11 protein-coding genes are annotated in these 12,984 nt (G+C 64.4%); 6 read left to right on the top strand and 5 right to left on the bottom strand.

From position 1 onward, the window contains the following. The first annotated feature begins 76 nt into the window (after positions 1-76). Positions 77-940, top strand: coding sequence for a nucleoside phosphorylase (locus DQW50_RS08215; RefSeq protein WP_112078808.1), 864 nt, complete (start codon positions 77-79; stop codon positions 938-940). Between the two features lie 62 nt (positions 941-1,002). After that, positions 1,003-2,184, top strand: a complete 1,182-nt coding sequence (locus DQW50_RS08210) for an NAD(P)/FAD-dependent oxidoreductase (RefSeq protein WP_112078807.1) — start codon at positions 1,003-1,005, stop codon at positions 2,182-2,184. A gap of 1,352 nt (positions 2,185-3,536) precedes the next feature. On the opposite strand, the gene DQW50_RS08205 is transcribed toward DQW50_RS08210, so the two are convergent. Genes DQW50_RS08205 through DQW50_RS08195 form a run of 3 tightly spaced genes read right to left on the bottom strand, consistent with a single transcriptional unit; the run spans position 3,537 to position 7,384 of the window. Then, positions 3,537-5,789 (bottom strand): NADP-dependent malic enzyme, encoded by a 2,253-nt coding sequence (locus tag DQW50_RS08205; protein WP_112078806.1) that lies wholly within the window; start codon positions 5,787-5,789, stop codon positions 3,537-3,539. Positions 5,790-5,820: 31 nt separating this feature from the next. After that, complete coding sequence (locus tag DQW50_RS17590; RefSeq protein ID WP_127341320.1) at positions 5,821-6,000, bottom strand: hypothetical protein; 180 nt, start codon at positions 5,998-6,000, stop codon at positions 5,821-5,823. A gap of 37 nt (positions 6,001-6,037) precedes the next feature. After that, positions 6,038-7,384, bottom strand: coding sequence for a hypothetical protein (locus DQW50_RS08195; RefSeq protein WP_198664641.1), 1,347 nt, complete (start codon positions 7,382-7,384; stop codon positions 6,038-6,040). Between the two features lie 199 nt (positions 7,385-7,583). On the opposite strand from DQW50_RS08195, the gene DQW50_RS08190 reads away from it, so the two are divergent. Next, positions 7,584-8,507 carry a hypothetical protein gene (locus tag DQW50_RS08190; RefSeq protein WP_112078805.1) on the top strand — a complete coding sequence of 308 codons (924 nt, stop codon included), beginning with the start codon at positions 7,584-7,586 and terminating at the stop codon, positions 8,505-8,507. 105 nt (positions 8,508-8,612) lie between these two features. Here DQW50_RS08190 and rocF read toward each other — a convergent pair whose 3' ends face one another. Continuing rightward, the gene (gene rocF / locus DQW50_RS08185) at positions 8,613-9,518 is read right to left on the bottom strand and encodes an arginase (RefSeq protein WP_112078804.1); all 906 of its coding nucleotides are present in this window, start codon (positions 9,516-9,518) and stop codon (positions 8,613-8,615) included. 171 nt (positions 9,519-9,689) lie between these two features. On the opposite strand from rocF, the gene DQW50_RS17860 reads away from it, so the two are divergent. The 3 genes from DQW50_RS17860 to DQW50_RS08170 all read left to right on the top strand — a co-directional run bounded on the left by DQW50_RS17860 (position 9,690) and on the right by DQW50_RS08170 (position 11,999). Then, positions 9,690-9,986 (top strand): hypothetical protein, encoded by a 297-nt coding sequence (locus tag DQW50_RS17860; RefSeq protein WP_157964855.1) that lies wholly within the window; start codon positions 9,690-9,692, stop codon positions 9,984-9,986. Between the two features lie 96 nt (positions 9,987-10,082). Beyond that, positions 10,083-10,616, top strand: a complete 534-nt coding sequence (locus DQW50_RS08175; protein WP_112078802.1) for an Rrf2 family transcriptional regulator — start codon at positions 10,083-10,085, stop codon at positions 10,614-10,616. 177 nt (positions 10,617-10,793) lie between these two features. Continuing rightward, a complete protein-coding gene (locus DQW50_RS08170) occupies positions 10,794-11,999 on the top strand; it encodes a Cdc6/Cdc18 family protein (RefSeq protein ID WP_112078801.1) in 1,206 nt (401 codons plus the stop codon). Between the two features lie 64 nt (positions 12,000-12,063). On the opposite strand, the gene DQW50_RS08165 is transcribed toward DQW50_RS08170, so the two are convergent. After that, positions 12,064-12,624 (bottom strand): TATA-box-binding protein, encoded by a 561-nt coding sequence (locus tag DQW50_RS08165; RefSeq protein ID WP_066417002.1) that lies wholly within the window; start codon positions 12,622-12,624, stop codon positions 12,064-12,066. Positions 12,625-12,984 lie beyond the last annotated feature (360 nt).

Below are 12,984 nucleotides of genomic sequence, written 5' to 3'. Positions count from 1 at the left end.
GACACGAGTGCGCGGGCGCCACTCGAGGTCACTCGATGCGGAACGACTTTTAAACGTCTCCTCGAAGGTCGAGGTCATGACCGACGAGCACGACGCTGGGATCTCTGGCAACACCGGAACCGCCGGCGACAGCGAAGATCCCAACGACGAGGTCCAGTATCACGTCGAGCTCCGCACGGGCGACGTCGCCGACGCCGTGCTTCTCCCCGGAAACCCGGAGCGGGTCGACAAGGTCACCGCGCTGTGGGACGACCACGAGGAAGTCGCATACCACCGCGAGTACCGCACCGCGACCGGGACCTACGGGGGCACGCCCGTCTCCGTGACCTCCACCGGGATCGGCTCGCCATCGGCGGCGATCGCCGTCGAGGAGCTCGCCCGGATCGGCGTCGACACGTTCGTTCGGGTCGGCTCCTGTGGGGCCATCCAGCCGGGGATGGACGTCGGCGACCTAGTGATAACCACCGGCGCGGTCCGGCAAGAGGGGACGAGCGACGAGTACGTCCGCGAGGACTACCCGGCGACTGCCGACCGGGAGGTCGTCTCCGCGCTCGTCGCCGCCGCCGAACAGCTCGGCTACGAGTACCACACCGGGATCACGATGAGCGCCGACTCGTTTTACGCCGGACAGGGTCGCCCGGGGTTCGAGGGGTTCGAGGCGGCAGGATCGGACGAGCTGGTCGCTGCGCTCCGGGACGCGAACGTGAAGAACATCGAGATGGAGGCGTCGTCCATCCTCACGATCGCGAACGTGTACGGCCTGCGCGCGGGCGCGATATGTTCTGTGTACGCCAACCGCGTCACCGGCGAGTTCCGGACCGAGGGGGAGTCGCGGGCGGCCGAGACCGCGAGCCTCGCCGTGAAGTTGCTCGCGCGGATGGACGAGGTCAAACGCGAGGCCGGTGCCGACCGCTGGCACGCCGGGCTCTCGATCCGATAGCCCACGACGCCGCCGAACGCGGTTCCAAAGCGTCTTTATCCGCGGACCGCGGAACGACATACATGACTACTCAGGTCGTCGTCGTCGGCTCCGGGTACGCCGGTGCCGGGGCGGTGAAGTCGTTCGAAGGCGAGGTCGGCGAGGGCGAGGCGGAACTCACCTGGATCTCCGAACACGACTACCACCTCGTGTTACACGAGGTCCACCGGGCGATCCGGAACCCCGCCGTCGAGGACAGCATCACCATTCCCGTCGGCGAGATCATGTCCGACGACGGCGAGTTCGTCCAGGGCCGCGTCGTCGACGTCGACACCGACGACCGGGTCGTCGAGACCGACGACGGCGAGGCCGTCGAGTACGACTACCTCCTCCTGGCGATCGGTTCGACGACCGCCTTCTTCGGCATCGACGGGCTGAAGCAACACGCCCACCAGCTCAAGAGCCTCGCCGACGCACAGGCGATCCACGACGACGTCCGCGAGGCTGCGGGGAGCGCGACCCGCTCCGATCCCGGCACCGTCGTCGTCGGCGGTGCGGGTCTCTCGGGCATCCAGACCGCCGGCGAGATCGCGGAGTACCGTGACAAACACCGCGCCCCCCTCGAGATCAAGCTCGTCGAGGGGTTGGACGAGGTCTTCCCCGGGAACGACCCGCAGATCCAGGGGGCGCTCCGCCAGCGGCTCGAGGACGCGGACGTCGAGATCCTCACCGGCGACTTCATCTCGAAGGCCGACGAGGGTGCGGTGTACCTCGGTGGCGGCGAGGAGGAGGAGCCGGAGGAACTGACCTACGACGTGCTGATCTGGACCGGAGGGATCACCGGCCAGGAGGAGCTTGACGCGGTCGAGATCGATAAGGACGACCGTTCGAACCGGGTGTTCGCGGAGTCCGATTTCACCACGAGCGACGATCGCGTATTCGCCATCGGCGACACCGCCCTGATCGACCAGGGTGGCGACGACGTCGCGCCGCCGACCGCCCAGGCTGCCTGGCAGGCTGCGGAGATCGCCGGCGAGAACCTCGCCCGCGCCGCCCGCGGCGCGCCGCTCCAGTCGTGGCAACACGAGGACAAGGGAACCGTGATCTCCGTGGGCGAGGAGGCGGTCGCACACGACGTGGTCGGGATGCCGATCAAGACGTTCGGCGGGACTCCCGCGAAGCTGTTGAAGAAGGCGATCGCCTCGCGCTGGATCGCGAAGGTCTCCTCCCCCGGTCGCGGCGTCGGCGCGTTCGGCGACATGTAACCACCGTTTTCGAGGCGTGGCTCTCTAGATGTCCTAGACTGCCGGTTAGGTGTGGGAACTCGGCCGACAGCACGACACTACTCACGCTCGCTAGCGGCTTGACATCTTTCCGGGTGTGGTAGCTTCCTGAGAAGGTGTCTCGAAACGGCTCACACGTCTGATGCGGGGTTCACTCAGTACAGCTGAAAGAACGAACGATTTTACGGTGGCGCGCCTCCGAGCGCCCGGTAGGGCGCGAGGCTGGGGAGGTATGAGGTGCGGTTGCGGGGCTGTGCGGGGCGGGACTCAAAGGGGCAGTCGCGAGCCCTCGAATGGCGAACGGCCGCGAGGCGCTCCGCGCCTCTGGAAGCCGGCGGCAACGCCGCCGGCGACGAAGCCGTGAGCCCTCGCGGCTGGGGCTTTGGAAGTGTTCACCGAAGTTGTGCTCACTACTCTGTAGAATCGAGCGGCTGAGGCTTTGGAGGCGTTCATCCCGCCAGCAACGATCCCGTTCTACGGAGTGTATTGAATTCGTTGAGACACACACCGTGTTTCCGGTGAAATGGGTGGGTGGTTGGGGGTGGGGATTCATCGGAAACGAGGTGTGGTCCGAGACGAGAAGTCCGAGAAAACAGGATACAGACGACCAGTCAAACGGGCCACGAGTGCGATTTACGGGTCATCCGGCCACGATTCACGGATCACGAATCAACCTGAATCATTCGGTCAGAGCGGTGGTCCACTGGCAAGTCCACGACTTCCGTCGTGGGTTCCTGATACGCGAGATCGACACGTGTTGTCGTCGATCGTGACTAGATCACGTCTTCTAGTGTATCCCGTGATGTGACTACACGAAGTTCGTCTCGTGACTACATTTGACTTACTGGAATATTCTCGAGTGTTATATATAATAGTACTGGTTATACTTAAATCAACTATACAGTGTCTTACAAATAGTTAGTGAAGTAGTTGGTACTCGACGGTACTCGACGAAAGCAGGGCCCGTCCTGAACGAAAGACCACCCCCACCATCACCCCATTTCACCGGAAACACGGTGTGTCCCCCACATCAGCAATGTATCCGAAGCATCGCGAAAACGAAAATCGCGAACTCAGTAGCAAAACGAAGATCGCGACCAAGCGGACATCACGTTTTCAGCGAACGCGATTTCAACGGACGGCGGATTTCACCCGCTCATGGTCGAGTCGAACATCCCGGTCACAACGAGTCGAACATCCCGGTCACAACGAGTCGAACATCCCGGTCACAACGCCGGGATCGTACGCGACGACGCTTCGAACTCGGTGACGCCAACCGCATCTCCGGCCGTTCACCCGTGACCGCGACCGCAGTTACCGGCGCGTGCCCACGGTCACTCCTGTGCGTCGACGACCGCGACGCCGGCCAGGTTGACGATGTCCTTCACCTCGTCGCCACGCTGGATGACGTGAACGGGTTCGTCCATTCCGACCAGCATGGGTCCGATCGCCTCAGCGCCGCCGAGCCGCTGAAGCAGTTTGTAGCCGATGTTACCGGCCTCGAGGTTCGGGAACACGAGCACGTTCGCGGCCTCGTCGAGTTCGGAGAATTCGTAGGTTCCGTTGAGGATCTCGTCGACGACGGCGGTGTCTGCCTGCATCTCCCCGTCGACCGGGAAGTCGACATCGGGGTCCTCGTGGAGGAGTTCGACCGCCTCACGCGGTTTTCGCGTGCCCTCGTTGTCGACGCTCCCGAAGTTCGAGTACGAGAGGACCGCCGCGCGCGGGTCGACGTTGAACCGTCGGGCGAGCTCGGCGGTGTGACGGGTGATCTCCGCGAGCGTCTCCCGGTCGGGGTCCTGGTTGACGGTCGTGTCCGCACAGAACACGACCCGGTTCTTGAACGTCAACATGTACACCCCGGCGACGGTGTCGGTGTCGGCTGCCGAGCCGATCACCTGAAGCGGCGGTCGCAACGCTGACGGGTAGTGATGGGTGAGCCCGGTCAACATCGCGTCGGCGTCGCCGGCCTTCACCATGACGCTCCCAAGGTAGTTCGTGTCCCGCCGAACGAGTTCGTTCGCCTCTCGTCGAGTGATGCCCTTCCGTTTCCGGAGCTCGTACAACTGGTCCCCGTACGCGGTAACGTCCCGTTCGTCGGGGTCCACGATCTCCGGATGGAACGAGAGGCCGAGGCCGTCCGCCGTGCGAGCGATCTCGTCGGCGTCGCCGAGCAACACCGGCTCGGCGATCCCCTGTTCGGAGAGCTGGTAGGCTGCCCGGATCATCTTCTCGTCGGTCCCCTCCGCGAGCGCGATCCGCTTCGGGTCGCTTTTCGCCTTGTTCAACACGACCCGCATCATCTCGCGGGACTTGCCGAGCCGAGCCTCGAGCCGTTCGCGGTACTGCTCGAGGTCGATGTCGGTCCGCGCGGATCCGGACACCATGGCCGCCTGTGCGACCGCGGGAGCGACCTCGAAGAGCACGCGGGGATCGAGCGGTTTCGGGATGACGTACTCGGGGCCGAACTGGAGCGGGTCGTCGCCGTACGCCTTCACGACCGCGTCCGGGACGTCCTTCCGAGCCAACTCCGCGAGCGCCGTCGCAGCCGCCCGCTTCATTTCCTCGTTGATCTCCGTCGCGCGCACGTCGAGCGCCCCGCGGAACAGGAACGGGAACCCGAGGACGTTGTTCACCATGTTCGGGTAGTCGGACCGTCCCGTCGCCATGATCACGGTGTCGTCGCGAGCCGATTTCGCGTCCTCGTAGGTGATCTCCGGGTCGGGATTCGCCATCGCGAACAGGATCGGGTCCGCCGCCATCGAGCGGACCATCTCCTGTGAGACGATCCCGCCGACGGAGAGCCCGACGAACACGTCCGCACCCTCCATGGCGTCCGCGAGATCGCCGCCGTCGACGTCGCTCGCGAACTCCCGTTTGTACTCGTTCACGTCTCCCGCCTCGGCTCGCTCCTCGGTGATGATCCCCGAGGAGTCACACATCGTGATGTTCTCGCGTTTCGCACCGAGCGAGACGTAGAACCGAGCGCTCGCGATCGCGGACGCGCCCGCGCCGGAGAAGACGATATCGAGGTCGGCGAGTTCCTTGTCGGCGATGTCGGTCGCGTTCAGCAACGCCGCACCCGAGATGATCGCGGTCCCGTGCTGATCGTCGTGGAAGACGGGTACGTCCATCTCCTCGCGGAGACGCTCTTCGATCTCGAAACATTCGGGCGCCTTGATGTCCTCGAGGTTGATCCCGCCGAAGGTGGGCTCCATCGCGGAGACCGCGGTACAGAACGGGTCGACCTCGTCGATGTCGAGTTCGATGTCGAAGACGTCGATGTCGGCGAACCGCTTGAACAGAACCCCTTTCCCTTCCATGACGGGTTTCGACGCTGCGGCGCCGATGTCGCCGAGGCCGAGCACGGCCGAGCCGTTCGAGACGACAGCCACCATGTTCCCCTTCGCCGTGTACTCGAAGATCGATTCCGGGTCCGCGGCGATGTCCCGGCACGGCGCGGCGACACCTGGAGAGTAGGCTAACGAGAGGTCTCGCTGGGTGTTCGTGGGCTTCGTCGTCGAGATCTCGATCTTCCCGGGCGGGTCCCGCCGGTGGTACTCGCGTGCGTCGTCGTCTAATCCCATGAATACCCCCTTTCGGGAACGGAGTAAAAAGCTATCCGTACTCGTCGAGATTTCCTTTCGACACGTGTCTAACCCCGTTGACACCACAGGACGTCGATTTGTTCTCCTTCCCCGTGTTCTCCTTCCCCGTGTTCTCCTTCCTCGTGTTCTCCTTCCCCGTGTTCTCCTTCCCCGTGTTCTCCTTCCATTTGCTCCTATTCTGTGTGTTCATCGACCCACTGTCTCTTCGTTCACCGATCGGTCTTCGTTCACCGATCGTTTCCGAAGAGATCACCGGATCGATCTCGAGAACGTTCCACGGGTCGATCCTCCGGAGCAGGGTCCTCACTCGTGGTATCCCGTCGATCCGGATCTGCCGTATTCTCTACACCACCGACCCCTCCCGATCCACTAGAACCACCAGAACCACCAGAACCACCAGAGCCACCAGAACCACCAGAACCACCAGAGCCACCAGAGCCACCAGAACCACCCGGCCCGTCATCCCGATCCGAACCACTCGACCCGCCACCATCGCTTGATCCATCCGACACGTTCGGATCGATCGCCGGAGCCAGCAGTGCGAGCTCCGGATCGACGCCGCCGAGCGTCGAGACCTCGTAGGCGATCAGATACGTCCGCGTGAGGAGCCGAACCGGAAGTAGCAGGATCAAGAGCGCGAGCAACGCGACGGCGACGACGACCGCAAGCACCGCGAGTCCGACCGTCGTTCCGGTCATGGCTGGCAACCCGCCCAGCACCCCAGCGGCGATCAACACGGCGACGCCCGCGAACACCGCGACGAGGCCACCGACGAAGAGGAAGACGAAGCTCTCGGCGACCGAGATACCGACCCCCAAAAAGAAGTGGACGACCAGATACAGGAGGAACTCGACCCACGACGCACGAAGCGTCTGCCAGAACCGACTCCATCCTGCGAGGACGCCCTCGTTACGGAGGACCATCACCGGAACGACGAACTCGTAGGTGAACCGGAGCACGAAGAGCACCACGACCGCGAGTAGGACCGCGACCGACATCAACAGCCCGATCCCCCAGGTCGGAACACTCGCCACGACGGAACCGAGCGCGTCCGCGGGCTCCCACCCGAGATCCGCCTCCGCCAGCACGGCGACGACGATCGGGATCGCCATCAGCAGGCTGAGTAGCGTCGAGAAGACGAACAGCCCGAACGCTTGCCGCAGCCGACCGACGAACGGTCGCCAGAGTTCGACCTCGTTCTTGTGAAGCGCATCGTAAAAGACCAGCCGAAGCGAGAGCGACGCGATCGAGAACGCGACGGCGACGGCGACGACGACCGCCGCTATCGCGATGACGAGGTTCACGTCGACCGTCTCCAACCCGACGTCCCCTCGGAGCCCGTTCGGCCCGAAGAGCGGGGCGCTACCCGTGGATCCCGGCTCTACCGTCCCTCCCGGACCCGCCGTGAACTCGGGATTCGGGAAGAACGGGACCGAGACGTTCGTGCGTACGCCACCTCCCATCAGGAGGACGAGGAGGGCAAGTTTCGCCCAGCGGACGAGACTGAACGGGAACAGGAAGCTACGGGTGGCCTCGACCGCGTCGTCCACGGCGTCAACGGCACTCCAACTCATGATCGGGCGTTTCGTGGGCATCCCATATATATGATTTTCACTCGGTCCGGTCTGCGATCGCCGCTCGACGACCAGCATGCGCTCAACGACCAGCATACACTCAACGACCAGCACACACTCAACGACCAGCACGTGCTCGACGACGACGGTCGACGATCGACCCGTAGCGTTTTAGCTGTGAGTCCACGAAGCCTCGACAATGAAGATCCGCGGCGAGCGGAAGTGTCACGACTGCGGGAACCGCTGGTCGTACTTCGAGACCGGCACCGTCGAATGCCCCGACTGTGGGAGCCTCCGTAGTGTCGGGACGACCGCGCGTGCGACCCACACCGACTCCCCCGTCACGCTCGAGTTGAGCCCCCACCGCGACCGGTTCGGCGAGGCGCGCGGAACGCTCCCCACCGAAGGCATCGACGACCTGAAACGTGACCTCCGGGAGTACGTCCACAAGCGAGGGTTCATCCACAGCGGGGAGCTTCGCGACCTCGACTCGACGTACCTCGCGGCGCGGGAGCTGATCGAGGCGGTAGACGTCTACGACCGGCTTCGGAACCCGACCGACGCCGACCGGGAATATCTCCTCGCGCTCCTCGCCGGCGCGGACGACGGCGACCGTCCCGACACGACCGTCGTCCCCGAAGCCATGCGGGAGGCCCGCGGCATGGCTGCAGTCCGCTCGGTCGACGAGTATCGTGCGGACCTGTCGACCTTCCTCGAGGAACTGGCGGACCTCCGGGAACCGGCGGGAGGCAAGGGAGAAGGAGCGGTCTCGGTCCGAGACGTTGGCGTGGGGGTCGACGCCGAACGGAACGGTGAACGGGACGCCAACGTTGAGGATGCCGACGTCGACGTTGCTGTTGACGATGTCGACGTCGATGCTGTTGACGATGTCGACGTCGATGCTGTTGACGATGTCGACGTCGATCGTGTCGCGCCCGCACGCGAGGCGCTCGAGCGACTCCGTGATAGAATCCGGCGAGTGGAGGCGCTCCAGGGAGACGTCGAACCCGCAACCGCCGACGCGCTCGTCGCGGCGGCGAACGCCCTCGGCGACTACGTTCGATCCGGAACCACTGCCTCCCTCGAGCGGGCACGGGACCGGATCGACGAGTCCGAACCGTAGCTCCCGGACAGATCGCTCGGACGGACAGATCGCTCGGACGTACTGATCGCTCGACTGAGTGACCGATGCGATAGATCTGACCGGTTCCGCCGTCGGAATCGCCCGTTAGATAACGCGCTTTCCGAACGCGCTCGCGGCAAGCTCCGTCGCGAGCTCCGCCGTCTCGTTGTGCTGGTCGAGCGTCGGGTTGACCTCGACGGCCTCCATCGAGCGGAGGCAGTCGAACTCGTCGACGATCTCCATCGCGCTGTGGGCCTCCCGATAGGTAACTCCGCCGCGGACGGGCGTCCCCACGCCTGGCGCCTCCTTGGGGTCGAGCCAGTCCAGGTCGAGGCTGACGTGAACGCCGTCGACGCCCGCCGAGGCCGCGTTCAACGCGTCCTCCGTCACGTCCGTGATCCCCCGTTCGTCGATATCGGACATCGTGTAGGCGGTGAACCCGTGCTCACGAAGGAGTTCGACCTCTTCTGCGTCGACCGACCGGAGTCCGACGAGCGCGACGTTCTCCGGTTCGAGTCCCGAAGCGTTCGCCCACTCGGTGTCCGCGAAATCGCCGATCCCGAGCGCGGCCGCGAGCGGCATCCCGTGGACGTTGCCCGAGGGCGTTGTCGACGGGGTGTTGAGGTCGGCGTGGGCGTCGAACCATACCGCGCCGATGTCGGCGTCGCGGGCGGCCCCCACGAGCGACCCGATCGCGATCGAGTGGTCGCCGCCGAGCGCCAGCGGGACCGCCCCCTCGGCGAGTGTCCCCTCCACCACGTCCGCAAGCCGCCGGCAGACGTCCGCGACCTCGTGGAGGAACTTTGCCTCCCCCTCCGACGGGGCGTCGGTGTCCGGGTCCCGTTCCTCGGCGCGGGGGACCGCGAGGTCTCCCGCGTCGACGACGTCGACGCCTGCGCCGGCCAGCTCGTCCCCGAGCCCGCCGTAGCGGATCGCCGACGGCCCCATGTCGACCCCGCGTCGGTTGGCTCCGTAGTCGGTCGGTGCGCCGATGATCTTGACTCTCGTCATACCGGTAAGGGACCCCCCTGTCGCTTGAAAGGGGAGGATCCGTGGTTAGTCGGCCCCAGGGAGAACTGGATTCGCGCTGGATCGACGCCGGGGAACACGCTACTCGAGGCCATCGGTGCGGAGATAGACCGGATCCGTCACGGTTTCCTGGCAGGTGACGAACGGGTACGCATGGACGGTGACGACGCGGACGGAGGTGATACGGACGGAGGTGATCCGGCCGGAGGTGATCCGGCCGGAGGTGATACGGACGGAAGCGATCGCGAGCCGGGACCCGTCGATCCGGAGGAGATCGGTCCGGCGGGGGCGATGATCACCGTCGCGTTCACGGGATCGGTGATCGCGTTCGTCGGCTTCGGGCTGTTCGTTCTCCTCGGTGATATCGGCTTCGTCCTCGTCGTGATCGGGCTCGTCGTCGTGTTCGCGAGCCCCGTAGCGTACGTTCGATACCGGCAGCTCTACGCGTGAACGCCGGTAGCGGTGAACCAACCGGGCTGCCTCGCCCAGGTTCTTTTATAAGTGACTTCCATCGCCTTTATGCGGGGTCGCCATCTACTCATGGCCATGTCATCGATCGAACTCACGTCGAGCCAGAAGAGCATCCTCTCGGCGCTCATCAACCTCTACGGGGAGGAGGAGGACGCCGTCAAGGGGGAGGCGATCGCCGAGGAAGTCGACCGCAACCCGGGAACCATCCGGAACCAGATGCAGAGCCTGAAGGCGCTCCAACTCGTCGAGGGTGTCCCAGGCCCGAAAGGCGGCTACAAACCGACGTCGACCGCCTACGAGGCGCTCGACATCCAGCGGATGGACGAGCCCGCGTACGTCCCGATCAAACACGAAGGTGAGACGGTCGAGGGCGTGAACGTCGACGGGATCGACCTCTCGAGCGTCCACCACCCCGAACTCTGCCGGGCGGAGATCCACGTTCAGGGCTCGGTACGTAGCTTCCACGAGGGCGACTCGGTGACGGTCGGGCCCACGCCGCTCTCGAAGTTGCTCATCGAGGGGACCGTCGACGGTAAGGACGACACCGCGAACGTCCTCATTCTCCGGATCGACGACATGCACGCTCCCGCCGGCGAAGCCGCACACTAGCGCACCGCGCCGGCGCCTCGCTCGCGGACGGATTCGCCGCGGACGCCCACCGAAACGCCAGCACACGGCTTCCCGTTCGTTCCCCCGTCTGTACTACCCGTTCCTCCGTCTCCCACTCCGGGAGTGATACAGCGGAGAAAACAGAACGTATTTCACCGGAAACCCGGTGTCTCCCCTATGGACGCCGCGGACGATCTCTTCACGAGGGAGGACCCGATCTTCGCCAATAAGGAACTCCTCGAAATAAGCCATCTCCCGGGTGAAGGTCGAATCGTCGGCCGCGACGACGAGATCGCCGATCTGGCGACAGCGGTCAACCCCGCAATATTCGGACAGAGTCCGAGTAACGTTCTCCTCTACGGGAAGACCGGAACCGGAAAGTCGCTCTGTGCGAAGTACGTCTCGAAGCGGCTCGTATCGACCGCCGGCGAGGAGGGCGTCAACGCGACGTTCGCCTACGTCGACTGCGCACAGGACACGACCGAGACCCAAGCCGTTCAGACCATCGCCGAGGGCGTGAACGACCCCGAGACGACCGGGATCAACGTCCCCGACAAGGGACTCTCGACGTCGACGTACTACAAACGGCTCTGGCGGATCCTCGACCAGTGCTACGACGTGGTGTTGATAATCCTCGACGAGATCGACAAGCTCGACGACGACGCGATCCTCATGCAACTGTCACGTGCCGGGGAGGCCGGGAAGATCACCGACTGTAAACTCGGTGTCGTCGGGATCAGCAACAAGATCCAATACAAAGACCGGATGGACGAACGGGTCAAATCCAGCCTCTGTGAACGTGAGTTCGTCTTCCCGCCCTACGACGCGAACCAGCTCCGAGCGATCATGCAGGCCAGGTCGGATGCGTTCCACGACGACGTCCTCGAAGCGTCGACGATCCCACGAGCTGCCGCGCTCGCCGCCCGTGAACACGGTGACGCCCGAAAAGCGATCGACATCCTCCGATATGCCGGTGAGATCGCCCAAGCCAACGGCGAACCGACGGTCAGAGAGGAGTTCGTCACGCAAGCGCGCGAGCGCGCGGAGACGGATCGCTTTCGGGAGCTTATCCGCGGGTCGACGCCACACTCGAGATACGTCCTCCAAGCTCTCGCGTTGCTCTCGCTTTCACACGAGGGGAAGGACGGGTTTCGAACCAGTCGCGTATACGAGATATACGAGAACATCTGTCGACAGGAGGGGTCGGATAGCCTCTCGTTGCGCCGCGTCCGTGACCTACTCAAAGAACACGCCTTTCTCGACATCATCGAACAGTCGAAACACAGCGGCGGGAGCGCGGAAGGAAGCTACACCAAACACCAGCTCCTCGAGGACCCCGGCGTGGTCAAGGAAGTACTCGTCGAGGACTCCGCGAACAGCTGACCGACGTCTTCCCGACCCGATGGCACGCCGTCGCGGAGCGGCGGCGAGCGTCCCGTGAACCGCTTCAACCCAACAGGCCGAGCCCCTCGATGCGTTCGACGATCTCTTCGACCGCCCCCTCCGCGTCGTCCGTGCGTTTCCCGCCGGTGATGACGATCTTCCCGCTACCGAACAGCAGGATCACTACTTCCGGTTCGTCCATCCGGTAGACGAGTCCGGGGAACTGCTCGGGCTCGTACTCGACGTCCTCCAACCCGAGCCCGATCGCGAGGGCGTTGAGGTTGAGGTTGTGGCCGAGGTCCGCGCTCGAGACGATGTTTTGGACCGTGATCTCGGGATCTTCCTCGACGGGGATCTGGAGCCCGCGAAGCTTCTCGAAGATGATACCGAGCGCCTCGTGAACGTCGTCGATGCTCTTCGCGCCCGTACAGACGATCTTGCCCGACCGGAAGATGAGTGCCGCTGCCTTCGGTTCCTGGGTCCGGTAGACGAGCCCCGGGAAGTTGTCGGGATTGAAGTCCGCTCCCGGGAGGTCCTCCGCGAGGGCCTCCAGGTCGAGTTCCTGGCCGATCCCCGTCGATGCAACTACGTTCTGGATCTCGATCGAGTCTGCAGGGTTCGTCATCGTTCGCTTTTATATGTGGCCCCCTCCCTTATAAACGCCCGTGGTATAAACGACCCGATGCCGGGCACGCCGATCCGCGACCCGATGCCGGGCACGCCGATCCGGTGCGGGGCATACCGGACCGGTGCGGGGCATACCGCCCCGGTGCGGGGGGCACATGCCGCCATCCAATGCGTGGCCTGCTCAACGAGCCGTGTTCGTGAGCCGTCGAGGTCGGTGCCGCACGTTCAGCACGTTCGCACGTTCACGCGTTCAGCAGGTCCGCCCGCACCCCTTCTCGCCGTTATTTCCTCGATCATCCATCCCATGAAACCGCATGACGTGGCGGGTTCGCTTCGACGGGGTTAAGTGTTCACCGCG

Source organism: Halorubrum sp. 48-1-W (genome assembly GCF_003287355.1).
Taxonomy (GTDB): domain Archaea; phylum Halobacteriota; class Halobacteria; order Halobacteriales; family Haloferacaceae; genus Halorubrum.
This window is presented reverse-complemented; position numbering and strand designations above follow the sequence as displayed.

Coding starts and splice junctions, on each gene's coding strand:
- DQW50_RS08215 (WP_112078808.1), top strand. CDS start 77: ATGACCGACGAGCACGACGCTGGGATCTCTGGCAACACCGGAACCGCC.
- DQW50_RS08210 (WP_112078807.1), top strand. CDS start 1,003: ATGACTACTCAGGTCGTCGTCGTCGGCTCCGGGTACGCCGGTGCCGGG.
- DQW50_RS08205 (WP_112078806.1), bottom strand. CDS start 5,789: ATGGGATTAGACGACGACGCACGCGAGTACCACCGGCGGGACCCGCCC.
- DQW50_RS17590 (WP_127341320.1), bottom strand. CDS start 6,000: ATGAACACACAGAATAGGAGCAAATGGAAGGAGAACACGGGGAAGGAG.
- DQW50_RS08195 (WP_198664641.1), bottom strand. CDS start 7,384: ATGAGTTGGAGTGCCGTTGACGCCGTGGACGACGCGGTCGAGGCCACC.
- DQW50_RS08190 (WP_112078805.1), top strand. CDS start 7,584: ATGAAGATCCGCGGCGAGCGGAAGTGTCACGACTGCGGGAACCGCTGG.
- rocF (WP_112078804.1), bottom strand. CDS start 9,518: ATGACGAGAGTCAAGATCATCGGCGCACCGACCGACTACGGAGCCAAC.
- DQW50_RS17860 (WP_157964855.1), top strand. CDS start 9,690: ATGGACGGTGACGACGCGGACGGAGGTGATACGGACGGAGGTGATCCG.
- DQW50_RS08175 (WP_112078802.1), top strand. CDS start 10,083: ATGTCATCGATCGAACTCACGTCGAGCCAGAAGAGCATCCTCTCGGCG.
- DQW50_RS08170 (WP_112078801.1), top strand. CDS start 10,794: ATGGACGCCGCGGACGATCTCTTCACGAGGGAGGACCCGATCTTCGCC.
- DQW50_RS08165 (WP_066417002.1), bottom strand. CDS start 12,624: ATGACGAACCCTGCAGACTCGATCGAGATCCAGAACGTAGTTGCATCG.